General features: G+C 60.8%; 19 protein-coding genes and 1 tRNA gene. 10 read left to right on the top strand and 10 right to left on the bottom strand.

What is annotated here, in order from left to right; translation table 11 throughout:
- Positions 1 to 13: 13 nt before the first annotated feature.
- Positions 14 to 514, top strand: coding sequence for a ferritin-like domain-containing protein (locus GVK95_RS16950; RefSeq protein WP_159951719.1), 501 nt, complete (start codon positions 14 to 16; stop codon positions 512 to 514).
- 257 nt (positions 515 to 771) lie between these two features.
- On the opposite strand, the gene GVK95_RS16945 is transcribed toward GVK95_RS16950, so the two are convergent.
- Complete coding sequence (locus tag GVK95_RS16945) at positions 772 to 1,290, bottom strand: sigma-70 family RNA polymerase sigma factor (protein ID WP_159951717.1); 519 nt, start codon at positions 1,288 to 1,290, stop codon at positions 772 to 774.
- Between the two features lie 327 nt (positions 1,291 to 1,617).
- Here GVK95_RS16945 and GVK95_RS16940 point away from each other — a divergent pair, with 327 nt between their 5' ends.
- The 3 genes from GVK95_RS16940 to GVK95_RS16930 all read left to right on the top strand — a co-directional run bounded on the left by GVK95_RS16940 (position 1,618) and on the right by GVK95_RS16930 (position 2,519).
- Positions 1,618 to 1,953 carry a hypothetical protein gene (locus tag GVK95_RS16940; protein ID WP_244618798.1) on the top strand — a complete coding sequence of 112 codons (336 nt, stop codon included), beginning with the start codon at positions 1,618 to 1,620 and terminating at the stop codon, positions 1,951 to 1,953.
- A gap of 143 nt (positions 1,954 to 2,096) precedes the next feature.
- On the top strand, positions 2,097 to 2,282 hold the full coding sequence (locus GVK95_RS16935) for a hypothetical protein (protein WP_159951713.1): 186 nt from the start codon (positions 2,097 to 2,099) through the stop codon (positions 2,280 to 2,282).
- 78 nt (positions 2,283 to 2,360) lie between these two features.
- Complete coding sequence (locus GVK95_RS16930; RefSeq protein WP_159951711.1) at positions 2,361 to 2,519, top strand: hypothetical protein; 159 nt, start codon at positions 2,361 to 2,363, stop codon at positions 2,517 to 2,519.
- A 72-nt stretch (positions 2,520 to 2,591) separates the two neighbouring features.
- On the opposite strand, the gene GVK95_RS16925 is transcribed toward GVK95_RS16930, so the two are convergent.
- The 3 genes from GVK95_RS16925 to GVK95_RS16915 all read right to left on the bottom strand — a co-directional run bounded on the left by GVK95_RS16925 (position 2,592) and on the right by GVK95_RS16915 (position 4,280).
- Positions 2,592 to 2,900, bottom strand: coding sequence for a hypothetical protein (locus GVK95_RS16925; protein ID WP_244618797.1), 309 nt, complete (start codon positions 2,898 to 2,900; stop codon positions 2,592 to 2,594).
- Between the two features lie 56 nt (positions 2,901 to 2,956).
- Positions 2,957 to 3,033 (bottom strand) — tRNA-Arg (locus tag GVK95_RS16920).
- Positions 3,034 to 3,116: 83 nt separating this feature from the next.
- Positions 3,117 to 4,280, bottom strand: coding sequence for a M20 aminoacylase family protein (locus GVK95_RS16915; protein WP_159951709.1), 1,164 nt, complete (start codon positions 4,278 to 4,280; stop codon positions 3,117 to 3,119).
- A 156-nt stretch (positions 4,281 to 4,436) separates the two neighbouring features.
- Here GVK95_RS16915 and GVK95_RS16910 point away from each other — a divergent pair, with 156 nt between their 5' ends.
- Both GVK95_RS16910 and GVK95_RS16905 read left to right on the top strand, forming a co-directional pair.
- Complete coding sequence (locus tag GVK95_RS16910; RefSeq protein WP_159951707.1) at positions 4,437 to 5,567, top strand: D-alanyl-D-alanine carboxypeptidase family protein; 1,131 nt, start codon at positions 4,437 to 4,439, stop codon at positions 5,565 to 5,567.
- 44 nt (positions 5,568 to 5,611) lie between these two features.
- Entirely contained in the window at positions 5,612 to 6,775 is a 1,164-nt protein-coding gene (locus GVK95_RS16905; RefSeq protein ID WP_159951705.1) for a GTP-binding protein, read from the top strand.
- Between the two features lie 112 nt (positions 6,776 to 6,887).
- Here GVK95_RS16905 and GVK95_RS16900 read toward each other — a convergent pair whose 3' ends face one another.
- The 5 genes from GVK95_RS16900 to GVK95_RS25055 form a co-directional block, all read right to left on the bottom strand.
- The gene (locus GVK95_RS16900; RefSeq protein ID WP_007601336.1) at positions 6,888 to 7,130 is read right to left on the bottom strand and encodes a sulfurtransferase TusA family protein; all 243 of its coding nucleotides are present in this window, start codon (positions 7,128 to 7,130) and stop codon (positions 6,888 to 6,890) included.
- A 5-nt stretch (positions 7,131 to 7,135) separates the two neighbouring features.
- The gene (locus tag GVK95_RS16895; RefSeq protein WP_159951703.1) at positions 7,136 to 8,506 is read right to left on the bottom strand and encodes a murein L,D-transpeptidase family protein; all 1,371 of its coding nucleotides are present in this window, start codon (positions 8,504 to 8,506) and stop codon (positions 7,136 to 7,138) included.
- Positions 8,507 to 8,676: 170 nt separating this feature from the next.
- Entirely contained in the window at positions 8,677 to 9,630 is a 954-nt protein-coding gene (locus tag GVK95_RS16890; RefSeq protein ID WP_159951701.1) for an acetyl-CoA carboxylase carboxyltransferase subunit alpha, read from the bottom strand.
- Between the two features lie 62 nt (positions 9,631 to 9,692).
- Positions 9,693 to 10,634, bottom strand: coding sequence for a site-specific tyrosine recombinase XerD (gene xerD / locus GVK95_RS16885; RefSeq protein WP_159951699.1), 942 nt, complete (start codon positions 10,632 to 10,634; stop codon positions 9,693 to 9,695).
- A 24-nt stretch (positions 10,635 to 10,658) separates the two neighbouring features.
- Complete coding sequence (locus GVK95_RS25055) at positions 10,659 to 10,817, bottom strand: hypothetical protein (protein ID WP_200844311.1); 159 nt, start codon at positions 10,815 to 10,817, stop codon at positions 10,659 to 10,661.
- A 149-nt stretch (positions 10,818 to 10,966) separates the two neighbouring features.
- Here GVK95_RS25055 and GVK95_RS16880 point away from each other — a divergent pair, with 149 nt between their 5' ends.
- Genes GVK95_RS16880 through GVK95_RS16870 form a run of 3 tightly spaced genes read left to right on the top strand, consistent with a single transcriptional unit; the run spans position 10,967 to position 14,012 of the window.
- Positions 10,967 to 11,587 (top strand): shikimate kinase, encoded by a 621-nt coding sequence (locus tag GVK95_RS16880; RefSeq protein ID WP_159951697.1) that lies wholly within the window; start codon positions 10,967 to 10,969, stop codon positions 11,585 to 11,587.
- On the top strand, positions 11,584 to 12,711 hold the full coding sequence (aroB, locus tag GVK95_RS16875) for a 3-dehydroquinate synthase (RefSeq protein WP_159951695.1): 1,128 nt from the start codon (positions 11,584 to 11,586) through the stop codon (positions 12,709 to 12,711). Before GVK95_RS16880 ends, aroB begins: the two co-directional genes overlap by 4 nt.
- The gene (locus GVK95_RS16870) at positions 12,708 to 14,012 is read left to right on the top strand and encodes an HlyC/CorC family transporter (protein WP_159951693.1); all 1,305 of its coding nucleotides are present in this window, start codon (positions 12,708 to 12,710) and stop codon (positions 14,010 to 14,012) included. Before aroB ends, GVK95_RS16870 begins: the two co-directional genes overlap by 4 nt.
- Positions 14,013 to 14,057: 45 nt before the next feature.
- Here the strand turns inward: GVK95_RS16870 and GVK95_RS16865 are convergent, their stop codons facing one another.
- The gene (locus GVK95_RS16865) at positions 14,058 to 14,339 is read right to left on the bottom strand and encodes a BolA family protein (protein WP_159951681.1); all 282 of its coding nucleotides are present in this window, start codon (positions 14,337 to 14,339) and stop codon (positions 14,058 to 14,060) included.
- A 118-nt stretch (positions 14,340 to 14,457) separates the two neighbouring features.
- On the opposite strand from GVK95_RS16865, the gene GVK95_RS16860 reads away from it, so the two are divergent.
- A complete protein-coding gene (locus tag GVK95_RS16860; protein WP_159951679.1) occupies positions 14,458 to 15,084 on the top strand; it encodes a J domain-containing protein in 627 nt (208 codons plus the stop codon).
- The last annotated feature ends 58 nt before the right edge of the window (positions 15,085 to 15,142 follow it).

Genomic DNA, 15,142 nt, shown 5'->3' with positions numbered 1-15,142 from the left:
GAGGAGAACCCCAATGGCCGACAAGACCCTCGACGAACTGTTTTACGAAACCCTTAAGGATATCTACTACGCCGAACGCAAGATCCTGAAGACGCTGCCGAAGATGGCACGCGGTGCCCAGAGCGAAAAGCTCAAGGCAGCCTTCCAGCAGCACAAGGACGAGACCGAAGGCCAGATCGAGCGGCTGCAGCAGGTGTTCGAAATCATCGGCAAGCGTCCGCGCGCCAAGACCTGCGCCGCCATTGATGGCATCGTCGAGGAAGGCGAGGAAATCATGGACGAATTCAAGGGCTCGCCGGCCCTCGATGCCGGTCTTCTTGCCGCAGCCCAGGCTGTCGAACATTACGAGATCAGCCGCTACGGCACGCTCAGTGCCTGGGCCAAGCAGCTCGGCTACACGGAAGCCGTCAAGCTTCTGGACGCAACGCTGGCAGAAGAATCCAAGACCGACGAGGCCCTGACCAAGCTGGCGGAGACCGCCGTCAATTCTGCTGCGCAGAAAAAGGCAGCCTGATTGTTGCCACAGAGCGTTTCCGCTTTTCTTTGAATTGCGGAATTGCTCCTGAAAAATACAGAAAGCCGGCATATCAGTTGCCGGCTTTCTGCGTCTTGCGGTTCTCTTGTTTCGACGCGATCATGCGGCATCCACCTGCCTTGCCAAGGTTGCTTTGGACAGCAATCGCAGACGCAAATAGCCGCCCCTTGACCTGCAAGGCGCGGCTCCTCCCGAATGCCAGATGTTTGCGGTTATGCTCTGCGCTCGTTGATGGCTCAACCGTCGATGTCGGTTTCCCCGAGCTCCCGTCTCAGTTGCTCGCGGGCGCGGTTCAGGCGGCTCTTGACCGTGCCGACGGCGCAGCCGCAGATCACGGCGGCATCCTCGTAGCGCTCGCCCAGCATGACGATCAGCACCAGGATCTCGCGGTGATGGGCGGGAAGCCGTTCCAGCGCCCGGCGGACTTCGTCGGCCTGAACGACCCAATCCTGGCTCGCCTCGGTCACCAGAGTGGCTGCAAGAGCCTCCGGCAGGCCGATGCTTTCGCGGCTGCTTTTCTTGATGCGGGTGCAAAAGCTGTTGCGCATGATGGTGAAGAGCCACGACTTGAGCCGTGTGCCGGGCTCGAACTTGTCGAGATTGGCCAGGGCCTTCATCAATGTCTCCTGCACGAGGTCGTCAGCCTCCTCGGGTTTCTGGCAAAAGGTGCGGGCAAAGGCACGCAATGCCGGAATGAGGGCTACAACGTCGGACTGTGCGGCAAGCTCGGCTTTACGGATCGACAAGTTCGCCATCCTCCACGGTAACTATCAGATGCAATGGAGCGGAAACGCATCGAAATACGCATAGTTCCCCAAGTGGTCCGCAGAGCACCCACGTCCGGTTGCGGATGTGGCGCCTCAGGCGCTGAACGCGGCCGCCTGTCCGACGATGCGACCCGCCACTCTGCTCGTGACGCAGCCTTTCGCATCGCCTGCCCACGCTGCCGGCGCATAGATACGGCCTTCGTGTTCCGCGGTTTGGCCGCGCCGGGGGAACAACTGCCACCGGGAAGTGTTCTTTCGACATGGCCTCATCGTGCCATGACGGATACCGGCACGGGCAACGAGAAGGAGCGAGCGATGATCAGGCATCTTGAAAACGCCGATGGACAAGGGCAGATCCTGATAGGAGAGCGGCTTTCGCCGGTGGCCTACCGGGTTTCCGTCGAGGAAGTCGACGGGCGGTATCGGGCCAGTGTCAGCCTGCATGCCCCGCGTGACTGGTTGCTCAAGCAAGGCTTCAAATTGCGCGCCACGCTCATTCTGGCCAATGGTGATCGAACAGAGGTCGAACATGGTTCGCCGGTCGAAATCAGCGACAATGTCAGTGTCATTCTCAGCGGTGCACCTCAATCCTTCGGCGATCAGACATCACTCATTGAGAAATTCCCGGAACTGAAGCTTGGCGATGCATGACGCCGAAACATGACGATTGCGTGTTGATCGTCGCGACGGGCGATTTCTGCGGTGAACCGCACGCGCCCCCGTTTCGTAAATGGTTTTAATGGCGGATAGTAAAAAGAGTGCAGCGAGTGAAGATTTCAGTATCGGAGGACCGAATGGCAAAGATAGCGGGAGCGTCCGGGGCAGGCCGTCGCCATCGTGCGGGCGGCATTGTTCGGGAAAAGCTCGATCTTTTGATGTCTGAGCAAGAGCGCGAACTGGTGCCGGATCGTCTCATCGAACTGGCAAAGGAGCTCCAGTCAGCCATCGAACAGAAGTCGGCTGGCGAAAAAGACAGTTGATCGGCGGTTTTTCGAGACTTTTCGATTGAAATTTGGTAAGTAAGAAATATCTGATGTATTCGCTTGGGAGGAGAGCGGATGTCCAATTTTCTTTGGTTTCTGGTGCTGATGCTTGGCCCCGTCCTGGTTGGTGCGGTGATTGCCTATGGCATGATGCAGATGCGCCTCTACACGAGCGCGCGCTATCGCCGTGATGCATTGACCGGCGAAATCTATGGCAAGGATGACCGGGGATGACAGATGATTGGGAACGAGAGGTGATCGGGTAGGTACCCGAAAACGGCGCACTCCTTCGAGTGCGACGTCGCTTCAGGTGAAGCTGCCATCAGCGGGATCGTACCGCTTTCCTTTGGCTAGAGAGGCGAATTCGACCAGTTCGTCTTCGTCCTGAACTCCGCTTTCGACCAGATAGATCAGCAAAGCGGTGGCGTTGTCGGCCTGTTTTGTATCGAGGATCAAATTTTCCTGGCGACTGATCCGTCTTACCGCACGTTCGACGATGTCGGCTTTGTCATGAGCCGAAGAGCCGAGGGATACAGATGCCATGATTGGCCTCCTCCCGTTAAAGGCTGACGCATTGAGAACATAAAACGTCGGCGTCGTGTAAGTTGTCATCATGACTGTTTCCAGTCCGAATACAACCCTTCAACGTTTACCCGCGAAAATTGGTCAAATGGTGATCCCGACGCGATTCGAACGCGTGACCCTCAGATTAGGAATCTGATGCTCTATCCTGCTGAGCTACGGGACCACTTCCTTCTCCATACAAAAGCAAAGCCGGCAAGCCAAGTGATTTTGCTTGTCCGGCCATGCTTGCGTCGATCAGAGAGACATCTATTCGGTCAGGCGTCGCTCGGCCAGACGCACCCAGTAGGAAATGCCGTGGCCGATGACCTCGTCGTTGAAGTCATAGGCCGGATTGTGGAGCCCTGCCGATTTGCCGTTGCCGATCATGATATAGGCGCCGGGCCGGGTCTGCAGCATGAAGGCGAAATCCTCGCCTGCCATGGAGGCATCGACATCGGTATCGACATTCTGGGCGCCGACGATGTCGATGGCCGCCTGGGCGGCATGGTTGGTCTCGGCCGGGTGATTGACCGTTACCGGGCAGGCGCGTTCGTATTCGAATTCTGCCTTGGCGCCGTTTGCGGCGGCGATCCCGTGTGCCAGTTCGGCGATGCGCTTTTCGGCAAGGTCGCGCACGTCTTCGTCCAGCGAACGCACAGTGCCGGTCAGAAAGGCCTCTTCCGGGATGATGTTGTGGGTCGTGCCGGCGTGGAATTGGGTGACTGACACCACCACCGAGCGCAGCGGATTGGCGTTGCGGGCAGCGATCGTCTGCAGCGCGCCGACGATCTGCGCGCCGGTGACGATGGTATCGATGGTGTTGTGCGGCTCGGCCGCATGGCCGCCGCGGCCGGTGATCTTGATGGCGAACTTGTCGGGCGCGGCCATGATGCCGCCCTTGCGAATGGCAAAGCTGCCGGCCGCCATGCCGGGCATGTTGTGCATGCCGTAGACTTCCTCGATGCCGAAGCGCTCCATCAGACCGTCTTCGACCATGGCCAGCGCGCCGCGTCCGCCTTCTTCGGCGGGCTGGAAGATGACCACGACATTGCCATGGAAGGTGCGGGTTTCGGCCAGGTATTTCGCCGCGCCCAGCAGCATGGCGGTATGGCCGTCATGGCCGCAGGCATGCATCCGGCCCTCGGTCGTCGATGCCCAGGGCTTGCCGGTGATCTCGGTGAGCGGCAGGGCATCCATGTCGGCACGCAGGCCGATGGCGCGATCGCCCTGGCCGCGTCCCCTGATGACGCCGACGACGCCGGTGCGGCCGATGCCTGTCACCACCTCGTCGACACCGAATTCCTTCAGCTTCTGTTCGACGAAGCTGGCCGTGTTTTCAACGTCATAGAGGATTTCGGGGTGGGCGTGCAGATGGCGGCGCCATTCGGTGACCTCCGACTGGAGTTCGGCGGCGCGGTTCAGAATTGGCATGTGGCTGTCCTGGTCGGTGCATTGCGGATCACGTGATTGTCGGCGCGGAATGTGCGCCTCCTGATTGACGTATTCAATAGGCTTTGCCATTGCTTGCATTGCTACGGCATTCAGATGCCGAATGCGAGATATCCCCAATGTGAGAGGATTGAAGTCGTGTCCACGAAGTTTCCAAGCATATTGTCCTCAGCAGGAGCGCTGCGCCGGGTTGCCGTCGTTGCCTGTCTGACGGCGATTGCCGTGCCGAATTTCGCCATGGCCAATCCGATGATCGTCGTCGATGTCAAAAGCGGCCGCGTGATCGAGCATCAGGAAGCATTCCGCAAATGGTACCCGGCGTCGCTGACCAAGCTGATGACGGCTTATACCGCGTTCAAGGCGATCCGGGCCGGCGAACTGTCGCTGCAGAGCATCGTGACGATGAGCACGCACGCGGCCGCCGAACCGGCCAGCAAGACCTATTTCAAGCCTGGCTCGAGACTGACGCTCGATAGCGCGTTCAAGCTCCTGATCGTCAAGTCGGCCAATGACATCGCGGTTGCGATCGCCGAAACGGTGAGCGGCAGCGAGGAACGTTTCGTCGCGCGGATGAATGCCGATGCCAAGGCGCTCGGCATGACCTCGTCGCGCTTCGTCAATCCGAACGGTCTGCCGGGCAAGGGTCAGTATACGACGGCGCGCGATCTGGCCCTGCTGGCCGCTGCGATCCGCCGCGATTTTCCCGAATATGCCAGCTATTTCTCGCTGGAAGGGGTGACGACCGGCAAGAAGAACTACGCCGCCTATAATCTCCTCGTCGGCCGGTTCGACGGTGCCGACGGCATGAAGACCGGTTATATCTGCGCCTCCGGTTTCAACCAGGTCTCGTCGGCCACCCGCAATGGCCGCACGGTCATTTCGGTCGTGCTCGGCGCCGACAGCCTTGGCGCGCGCGCCGACCAGTCGGCAGACCTTTTGCAGAAGGGGCTGACAACGGCGACGGCCGGCGGCGGGCGCCTGGAGAGCCTTCAGCCCTATGGCGAGGGGCTCGATCAGGTGGTGGATATCAGCAGCGAGATCTGCAACCCCAAGGCACGCCAGGTTCGTAGCGAAGGGCGCGACGAAGTGGGGCGGATGAAGCTCCTGTCGCCCTATATCCACGAGATGGATCATCAACCGAGCTTCAGCTATGCCGGCCTCATCTCCGGCGGAGAACCGGCGGATAAGGCCAAGGGCGAGGCAAAGGGCGGGGCGCAGGTGAGCGAGATCGCCAACGTGCCGATCCCGCGGCCGCGCCCGACCTTCTGATCCGCTGCCGCATTCGGCCGGATCCTCTGAATGAAAGTGAAAACATGAGCATCGGACGTATCCCCGTATCGATCCTGACCGGATTTCTCGGCGCCGGGAAATCGACGCTGCTGAACAGGATTCTCAAGGATCCGGCGATGAAGGATGCCGCCGTCATCATCAATGAATTCGGCGAAGTCGGCATCGACCATCTGCTGGTCGAATCCTCCAGCGATACCGTCGTTGAACTGTCCGATGGCTGCCTGTGCTGCACGGTGCGCGGCGAGCTGGTCGATACGCTGGCCGAGCTGGTCGACGGCATGCAGACCGGCAAGATCAAGCCGCTGTCGCGCATCGTCATCGAGACCACCGGCCTTGCCGATCCGGCGCCGGTGATGCAGTCGGTGATGGGCCATCCGGCAATCGCGCAGCATTTCGATCTGGACGGGGTGATTACCGTCGTCGATGCGGTCAACGGATTGTCGACCATCGATGGATTTACCGAAGCCTACAAGCAGATCGCTGTTGCCGACCGGCTGATCCTGACCAAGACCACGCTGCCGGAAGCCGGCGATACGAAGGCGCTGATCGCGCGGCTCAGAGCGCTCAATCCGCGTGCGCCAATCACCAATGGCGATGCCGACGAGGCCGGCAGCGCCGCCGTGCTGGTCAACGGGCTCTATGATCCGGCGACCAAGATCGCCGATGTCGATCGCTGGCTGAAGGACGAAGTGGCGCATGAGCATCATGCTCACGGCCATGCTGATGGTCACGGCGAGGAGCATCACCACGACCACCATGATCACGCTCACCATCACGACCATGACCACCATCATGACGTGAACCGGCATGGCACATCGATTCGCTCCTACTCGATCATCCATGACCAGCCGATCGATCCGATGGCGCTCAACATGTTCATCGACCTGCTGCGGTCGACCCATGGCGAAAAGCTGCTGCGGATGAAGGCGATCGTCGCCCTGACCGACCAGCCGGACCGGCCGCTCGTCCTGCATGGTGTGCAGTCGATCTTCCATATGCCGGTGCGTCTGCCGGCCTGGCCCGAGGGGTCCGACCGCAAGACGCGGCTGGTGCTGATCACCAGGGATCTGTCGGAGGACTATGTGCGGGATCTGTTCGGCGCCTTCACCGGCCGGATCGGCATCGACCGGCCGGATCGTACGGCGATGGTCGACAATCCGCTGGCGATCCCGGGTTACCGTATCTAGAGCATTGCCGGCGAAAACGGAGTCGCCTTCAATGCTCTATCTCTTTGTTTTTACGCAATTCCGGACGCAAAATCGGTTCCCACTTTTGCTGGAATTGCTCTAGCCAGGAACGTTAGGCGCGGCCGTTGCCGCCCTTGCGGATCTGGAACCGGTGGCCGCTGTCGAGCGGCTGCGTTTCAAGCAATGCGTGCCCGTCTTCGCGGCAAAAATGGGCGATGTCGATGACGGCCAGCGGGTCGGTGGTCTCGATCACCAGCAGTGCGCCCGGCTGCATGTCGGCAAGCCGTCGGCGTGTCTTGAGGACCGGCAAGGGGCATTTCAGCCCCTTGAGGTCATAGACGACGGGTTCGGTCATGCCGACTACCAGAGTTTCCAGAACGGCTTCTTTTTCACCGGTGCTTCCGCGACGGTCGTTTCCGCCATCTGCGGATTGGGCTGCGGGACCGGCACGACGGACTGGCCTGCCTGCGCCGTTGCCGTGGTCTGTGCAGGTGCGGCCGACGGGGCAGCCGGTGTCACGGGTGCAATGGGAGCAGCCGAGGCGGAGGCGATGCCTGCAGGGGCCGCGGTTGGCGCGGACGGGGCGATTGCGACCGGCGCTGCGGTCTGTACCGTGCCCGCGACTGTTGCCACCGCAGTCGTGGTTGCTCCGGCAGCCGGCGGCTTGGCGGTCAGCTGGTTGATTGCAGCCGGGGCCGAGGTAGCACTTGCGACCGCGGTCGGATTGGCGTCGTCGATATCGAGCAGCTTTCCGGCTGCGAGAGCCGAACCGGTCGGTGCAAAAGCCAGGTCATGCGAGCGCGACTTGCGCAGATCCGCGACCAGCGCCTTGCGTTCGGCTTCGCTTGGATCGTACCAGATCTTGCCGTCGAACTTGTTCAGCGCCTTGGCGTAATTGCGATCGTATTCCTTGTTGTAGCTTGCCAGTGCCATCTCAAGCGCCGGCGGAGTCGACATCGGCGGGCACGCCGCCTGGGCGTTGAAGCCCTTGCCATCGGCCGTCAACTGATTGAAGACATACTTCTTCTCGCAGACATTGACGTCGGGCGGGCGCTTGGTGACTTCGAAATTGTCGTAGCCGACCTTCAGCGTCTTCCAGAAATCATAGTGCTGGCTGTGGCGATGACGGGCCATGTTTTCGGCCGTCATGCGGAACGGAAATGCCTGCAGCTGAATGCTCTGCTGGCCGCCCTTGAAGGCGTCGCGGGCAAAGGCATAGATCTCGAGGATCTGCGCGTCGGTCATCGAATAACAGCCAGACGACGAGCAGGCGCCGTGGATCATCAGGTTGGAACCATTGCGGCCATTCGCCTGGTCGAAGCGATTGGGGAAGCCGGTATTGATCGCGAGGAAATATTTCGAATTCGGATTGAGGTGGTAAGGCGTCAGCGGATAGAAGCCTTCCGGCGCCTGCCGGTCGCCTTCCTTGACCTTGGGACCAAGACGGCCCGACCAGGCGCAGATGTCGTATTCGACGACCTTGTCGAAGCGATTGTTGGTCTTGGCCTTCCAGACTTCCAGCACACCTTCTTCCTTGAAGATGCGCAGCATGATCGGCGCGTTTCGGCTCATGCCCTTCTTCTGGATCTCCGCGACTAGGCGCGCCGGAAGCGGCTGCTGGATCTTGTTGGAGACCTTGGGAGAGTCGTAGGTGGCGCTTTCCAGCGTGTCATTGCAGCCGGCAAGTGCCGCGGCGAAGATCAGTACAAGGGCTGTCGATTTCCAGCGCATTCGCAAAAGCTCTTTTCAAGAACAGATCAAGCGGCCTTGGCAGGTCAGGCCCCTTTTAGTTTATGACTGCTTTCTTCACAAATTATAAACCACGGAGCAATTCATTCCGGGGTGATTTTGCTGCGATACTGTTGCAAAGCGGCAGAGTGATGGCCGGACCGGCCGTCATCCTAGAGATTGCGGCCGATATCGAGGAATTTCTGCCGGCGATCGTTGCGCAACTTTTCGCCCGACAACGGCGTCAGGTCGGCCAGCGCAGACGCGATGACGTCGCCGGTCGACTTGATCACGGCTTCCGGGTCACGGTGGGCGCCGCCGACCGGTTCCTGGATGATGCCGTCGATGATGCCGAAGCCCTTCAGGTCCTCGGCAGTGATCTTCATGTTTGTCGCCGCTTCCTTGGCGCGGGTGGAATCGCGCCAGAGGATCGAGGCTGCCCCTTCCGGCGAGATGACTGAATAGATCGCATGCTCGAGCATATAGACCCGGTTGCCGGTGGCAATCGCGATGGCGCCGCCGGAGCCGCCTTCGCCGATGACGACGGACACCATGGGAACCTTGAGGCCGAGGCACATCTCGGTCGAGCGGGCGATGGCTTCCGCCTGGCCGCGTTCTTCCGCGCCGACGCCCGGATAGGCGCCTGCCGTGTCGATCAGAGTGATCAGCGGCAGACCGAAGCGATCGGCCATTTCCATGACGCGGATCGCCTTGCGATAGCCTTCAGGGCGCGGGCTGCCGAAATTGTGCTTCAGGCGGGACTTGGTGTCGTTGCCCTTTTCCTGGCCGATCACGGCAATCGGCTGGCCGCGGAAGCGGGCGAGGCCGGCCTGGATGGCGGCGTCCTCGGCGAATTTGCGGTCGCCGGCCAGCGGCGTGAAGTCGGTGAACAGATGGCTGGCATAATCGACGAAATGCGGGCGCTGCGGATGGCGCGCAACCTGCGTCTTCTGCCAGGCATTCAGCTTCGAATAGATGTCGGCCATCGCCTCTTCGACGCGGCCTTCGAGCCGGCTGATCTCTTCTGAGGTGTCGATGCTCTCGTCCTCTTCCGCGATCTTCTTCAGTTCGCGGATCTTGGCTTCGAGGTCTGAAATTGGCTTTTCGAAGTCGAGATAATTATGCATGGAGTCAGTTCCGATCGTTTTGTCCCTGGCCTTGCGGCTGCCGGGAACCGGTATTGCCGGTCCTAATCGTGGTTTTTCGCCTGTTTTGCAAGGGGGTGATGCGTTTGGACCAATTGCTGCAGTCTCTCGTCCAGCACATGTGTATAGATTTGTGTCGTTGAAATGTCGCTATGGCCGAGCAATTCCTGCACGGCGCGAAGGTCCGCACCATTGCCGAGAAGGTGGCTGGCAAAGGCATGGCGCAGAACATGCGGCGACACGCTCGCGGCCGGCAGGCCGCTGCGGATGGCAAGATCCTTCAGGTCGCGGGCAAAGACCTGGCGCGGCAGATGGCCTTCCTTGCTGGCGGATGGAAAGAGGAAGGGGCTGTCGGCATGGCCGGGTGTCGCTGCCCGCGTTTCGCCGTAGCGGGCCAGCGCCTCGATCGCCGTGCGCGACAGGGGAACCAGCCGTTCCTTGTTGCCCTTGCCCCTGATGACGAGAAAACGCCCCTCCTGGGCAAGCACCTTGACCGGCAGCGAAACCAGTTCGCTGACGCGCATGCCGGTCGCATAGAGCAGTTCCAGCAGGACCAGCAGTCTGAGCCTTGCAGGCTGGTCCGGACCGGGCAGGGCGGCTTCCTGTTCGGCCAGCGCCAGCATGTTGCCGACATCCTCGACGCTCAGCGTCTTTGGCAGCGAGCGGGCCTTTTTCGGCGCATCGAGGATCGCAGTCGGATCGTCGCCCCTCAGGCCTTCGGCATAGAGAAATTTGTAGAACTGGCGCATCGCCGAAAGCCTGCGGGCCTGCGATGTCGCCTGAAAGCCGCGCTTTGCCAGATCCGACAGATAGGCGGTCAGGTCAGTGCGGTCAGCGTTGCCCAGCGTCGTCTTGCGGGTCGTCAGAAAAGAATGCAGGTCGTCGAGGTCGCGCTCGTAGGAGGAGAGCGTATTGGCGGCGGCGCCGCGTTCGGCGCTCATCATTTCGAGGAAGGCCTCGACCCGTGCCTGGCTCAGATCCGCCACAGAATTGGGTGTCCTTGCTATTGTCTAGCGTTGCTGTTCGACCGGGTTCACGCGTTCCGAGGGGATCTTGATCGTGACATCCCGCTGCCGAGGTTCGACGAAAACCGTGAGCGACCACATGATGGCATAGATGATGCCGGCGATCGTTGCGCAGATGAAGAGAAAGCGAAACAATGTCGGCATGTACGGTCCTTGGCCTTCGAAGCGCTGAACATAGGGAATAGGCATTGCGACTTGCAAGGGGGCTGTGATCCTTGTGTCGATTTGCGTCAACGGCTTGACGCTTGCCCCGCATTTGTCAATACCGTGATGAAACAGTTGCGAACGGGCCGATGACCGATACGATCCTCAATCTTGCCTCCAGTCTGGGCGCGCGCGCCAGGGCAGCGCTCGGAAGACGCAACCTGGTTTTCGTCGGCCTGATGGGCGCCGGCAAGTCGGCGGTAGGCCGGATGGTGGCCAACCAGCTCGGCCTGCCTTTCGTCGATACCGATGTCGAGATCGAACGTGTGTCGCGCATGTCGATCAGCGAATTGTTCGTCGCTTATGGCGAGGAAGAATTCCGGGCGCTGGAAACGCGGGTGATCAAGCGCCTGCTGCGCTCGGGTCCGCGCGTGGTGTCCACCGGCGGCGGCGCCTTCATCAACGACAGGACACGCAAGCAGATCGAGCGGGGCGGTATCTCGCTGTGGCTGAAGGCCGATCTCGATGTTCTGTGGGAAAGGGTCAACAAGCGTGACCATCGGCCGTTGCTGAAGACGGAGAACCCCAAGCAGACCCTCAAGGATCTGATGGACAAGCGCTACCCGATCTACGAACTGGCGGATCTGACAATCCAGTCACGGGACGTGCGCAAGGAAGTGATTGCCAACGAGGTCCTGATGGCGATCATCGACAAGACTGGCATCGACAAGACTGGCATCGAGCAGAGCGGTAAAGGTGAGACGGTATGAGCAAGGTCGAGAATTCGGAACGTCTGGTGCATGTGCCGCTCGGCGAGCGCGCCTATGATATCCTGATCGGGCCCGGTCTGCTTGCGCGTGCCGGCGGCGAGATTTCCAGCCGCATCAAGGGCAAACGTGCGGCCATCGTCACGGATGAGAATGTCGGCGCAAAATATCTCGACGGCCTGATGGACAGCCTGCAGACGGACGGCATCGAGGCGGTGTCGGTGATCCTGCCGCCAGGCGAAAAGACCAAGAGCTTTGCCAGCCTGACCCAGGTCTGCGACGTGCTGCTTGAGGCGCGCATCGAGCGCAATGATGTGGTGATTGCGCTGGGCGGCGGGGTGATCGGCGATCTCACCGGCTTTGCCGCCGGCATCGTCCGTCGCGGCGTGCGCTTCGTGCAGATCCCGACCTCGCTTCTGTCGCAGGTCGATTCATCTGTCGGCGGCAAGACAGGGATCAACGCCCGGCAGGGCAAGAACCTGATCGGCATCTTCAACCAGCCGGATCTGGTGCTCGCCGATACCGACGTGCTCGATACGCTGTCGGAGCGGGAATTCCGCGCCGGCTACGCGGAAGTGGCGAAATACGGCTTGATCGACAAACCTGATTTCTTCGAATGGCTGGAGACGAACTGGCGCGATGTGTTTGCCGGCGGTCAGGCCCGGATCGAGGCGATTGCCGTCAGCTGTCAGGCCAAGGCCGATGTCGTGGTGGCCGACGAGCGCGAAAACGGCCGCCGGGCGCTGCTCAATCTCGGCCATACTTTCGGCCATGCGCTCGAAGCCGCCACGCAATATGACAGCAAGCGGCTGGTGCATGGCGAAGGCGTGTCGATCGGCATGGTGCTGGCGCACCAGTTTTCGGCGCGGATGAACCTTGTCAGCCCGGATCTCGCAAGCCGTGTCGAGGCGCATCTGCGCGCCGTCGGGCTGCCGACCCGGATGGACGAGATCCCCGGCGACCTGCCGCCAACGGACGTCTTGATGGATGCGATCGCTCAGGACAAGAAGGTGAAGAGCGGCAAGCTGACCTTCATCCTGACGCGTGGTCTCGGTGAAGCCTTTGTCGCCGATGACGTGCCTTCGTCAGAAGTGGTGCGCTTTATCGATGAAATGCGCCCGTCATGATCGAGACCATCCTGTCCAGCCTGTCGGATTATTGGCTGACGCTCGTGGCCATCTTCCTGCTGATCTGTGCGTCGGCGTTTTTTTCGGGTTCGGAAACCGCGTTGACGGCGACGTCGCGTGCCCGCATGCACAGCCTCGAGGTCAACGGAGATGCGCGCGCCGGCCTGGTCAATTCCCTGATCGAGCGTCGTGACCGGCTGATCGGTGCGCTTTTGATCGGCAACAACCTGGTCAACATTCTCGCCTCCTCGCTCACCACCAGCCTCTTTCTCGGTTTGTTCGGCGATTCCGGTGTCGCGATTGCCACCGTGCTGATGACCGTGCTTCTGGTCATCTTTTCCGAGGTCCTGCCGAAAAGCTGGGCAATTTCGACGCCGGAGCGTTTTGCCCTGTTCGTCGCGCCAGCGGTGCGTCCCTTCGTCGCCGTGGTCGGCCCGTTGTCGAGCGTGGTCAACTGGATCGTCCGCAAGCTGCTCGGCCTGTTCGGCGTGTCGATCTCCGGTGAAGCGTCGATGCTGTCGGGCCACGAGGAGCTGCGCGGCGCCGTGGCGCTCCTGCATCGTGACGGCGCCGTGGTGAAGGCCGACCGCGACCGCCTCGGTGGTGTTCTTGATCTCGGCGAGCTGGAAGTTTCCGACATCATGATCCACCGCACCGCGATGCGCGCGGTCAATGCGGATGATACGCCGGAAGTCGCGATCCGCAGCATTCTCGAAAGCCCTTACACCCGCATGCCCGTCTGGCGTGGTGCGACGGACAACATCATCGGCGTGGTCCATGCCAAGGACCTGATCCGGGCACTGGCCGAGCCGAATGTCGAGCCGCGCGATCTGGATATCGTCAAGATTGCCCAGAAGCCCTGGTTCGTGCCGGACACGACCAATCTCAAGGATCAGCTCAACGCCTTCCTGCGCCGCAAGACGCATTTTGCCGTCGTTGTCGACGAGTATGGCGAAGTTCAGGGCGTTGTGACGCTGGAGGATATTCTCGAAGAGATCGTCGGCGACATTTCGGATGAACATGACCTGGAAATCCAGGGGGTTCGGCAGGAATCCGACGGATCGATGGTGGTAGATGGTGCCGTGCCGATCCGCGATCTCAATCGCGCACTCGACTGGGATCTGCCGGACGAAGAGGCAACGACAATCGCCGGTCTGGTCATCCACGAATCAAAATCGATTCCCGAAGAACGGCAGGCGTTCACCTTCTACGGCAAGCGCTTCATTGTGATGAAGCGGGAAAAGAACCGCATTACCAAGCTGCGCATTCGCCCGATCGAAGCGGTCAAGACAGAGGCTTGACAAGACTGGGGTGTGGAAAGACCGGGGCCTGAACGGCCGCCGGTTTTACCAGCGTGTCGGTTCGCCCGGTGCTGCCGGCTCGATCGCCAGCGCGTGCAGCCCGGCATCCAGCTCCGGCTTCAGCAGTTCGGTGACAGTGCGGTGGCGGGCAAGACGGCTGAGGCCGTTGAATTTTGCCGAGACGATGCGCACCCGCATATGGGTCTCGCCGGTGCCGGTGATGTCCGGCTGATGGCCGGCGTGATGGGCGCTTTCATCGATCACGTCCAGCCGCTCGGGGGCCAGTTCCTGGCGCAGTGTTTGCTCGATGCGGTTGCGCACGGACATGTCGTGTTCCCTGTGGTCTGGCGGTATGGACTGGCTTGCGGAAAAAGCCCCACAAAGCGCGCAACATTCCGATTTGTCAATTCTTGTCGCGCCACTGTCTAGGCACCATAATTACCGCATGAAACTCGACTCGAAATACTTCGATCGGATCCGCACCAAGCGCAAGCGCGCGGCGGAGCCCGAGCCATCCAATCCAACCTGTCAGTGGGACGGCTGCGAAAAGCCGGGTGTCCATCGCGCTCCCGTGGGTCGCCACGCCGAGGGTCAGTTCTTCATGTTCTGCTTCGAGCATGTGAAGGACTACAACAAGGGCTACAACTATTTCTCCGGCCTGTCGGACACCGAGATCGCCCGCTACCAGAAGGAAGCGATCACCGGACACCGGCCGACCTGGACGGTGGGTGTCAACAAGGCGGCCAAGACAAGCCCATTGCATTCGACGGCCCGGTCCGGTTCGGCTGCGTCACAGGCGCGCATGAAGGACCCGTTCGGCTTCGTGCAGCAGGGCAAGACCGGCGGCGCGCGGTTCCAGCCGCAGTTGCGCAAGCTCAAGACCATGGAGACCAAGGCACTGGATACGCTCGGTCTTTCGGCCAATTCGACGGCAACCGAGATCAAGACCCGCTACAAGGAGCTTGTAAAAAAACACCATCCTGATGCAAATGGCGGAGACAGGGGTTCGGAAGAGCGTTTTCGCGCTGTTATTCAAGCCTACCAATTGTTAAAGCAGGCGGGTTTCTGTTAATCCGAGAAGCAGCAGCGACGATATGCGGCCGGTCGGAAGCGCCTGGCATGGAGAAACG

The sequence above is a fragment of the Rhizobium sp. 18065 genome (assembly GCF_902706095.1).
Lineage (GTDB): Bacteria > Pseudomonadota > Alphaproteobacteria > Rhizobiales > Rhizobiaceae > Allorhizobium.
The sequence above is the reverse complement of the archived record's forward strand: the minus strand, read 5'-3'. Positions and strand labels throughout refer to the sequence as shown.

Coding starts and splice junctions, on each gene's coding strand:
- GVK95_RS16950 (WP_159951719.1), top strand. CDS start 14: ATGGCCGACAAGACCCTCGACGAACTGTTTTACGAAACCCTTAAGGAT.
- GVK95_RS16945 (WP_159951717.1), bottom strand. CDS start 1,290: ATGGCGAACTTGTCGATCCGTAAAGCCGAGCTTGCCGCACAGTCCGAC.
- GVK95_RS16940 (WP_244618798.1), top strand. CDS start 1,618: ATGATCAGGCATCTTGAAAACGCCGATGGACAAGGGCAGATCCTGATA.
- GVK95_RS16935 (WP_159951713.1), top strand. CDS start 2,097: ATGGCAAAGATAGCGGGAGCGTCCGGGGCAGGCCGTCGCCATCGTGCG.
- GVK95_RS16930 (WP_159951711.1), top strand. CDS start 2,361: ATGTCCAATTTTCTTTGGTTTCTGGTGCTGATGCTTGGCCCCGTCCTG.
- GVK95_RS16925 (WP_244618797.1), bottom strand. CDS start 2,900: ATGATGACAACTTACACGACGCCGACGTTTTATGTTCTCAATGCGTCA.
- GVK95_RS16915 (WP_159951709.1), bottom strand. CDS start 4,280: ATGCCAATTCTGAACCGCGCCGCCGAACTCCAGTCGGAGGTCACCGAA.
- GVK95_RS16905 (WP_159951705.1), top strand. CDS start 5,612: ATGAGCATCGGACGTATCCCCGTATCGATCCTGACCGGATTTCTCGGC.
- GVK95_RS16900 (WP_007601336.1), bottom strand. CDS start 7,130: ATGACCGAACCCGTCGTCTATGACCTCAAGGGGCTGAAATGCCCCTTG.
- GVK95_RS16895 (WP_159951703.1), bottom strand. CDS start 8,506: ATGCGCTGGAAATCGACAGCCCTTGTACTGATCTTCGCCGCGGCACTT.
- GVK95_RS16890 (WP_159951701.1), bottom strand. CDS start 9,630: ATGCATAATTATCTCGACTTCGAAAAGCCAATTTCAGACCTCGAAGCC.
- GVK95_RS25055 (WP_200844311.1), bottom strand. CDS start 10,817: ATGCCGACATTGTTTCGCTTTCTCTTCATCTGCGCAACGATCGCCGGC.
- GVK95_RS16880 (WP_159951697.1), top strand. CDS start 10,967: ATGACCGATACGATCCTCAATCTTGCCTCCAGTCTGGGCGCGCGCGCC.
- aroB (WP_159951695.1), top strand. CDS start 11,584: ATGAGCAAGGTCGAGAATTCGGAACGTCTGGTGCATGTGCCGCTCGGC.
- GVK95_RS16870 (WP_159951693.1), top strand. CDS start 12,708: ATGATCGAGACCATCCTGTCCAGCCTGTCGGATTATTGGCTGACGCTC.
- GVK95_RS16865 (WP_159951681.1), bottom strand. CDS start 14,339: ATGTCCGTGCGCAACCGCATCGAGCAAACACTGCGCCAGGAACTGGCC.
- GVK95_RS16860 (WP_159951679.1), top strand. CDS start 14,458: ATGAAACTCGACTCGAAATACTTCGATCGGATCCGCACCAAGCGCAAG.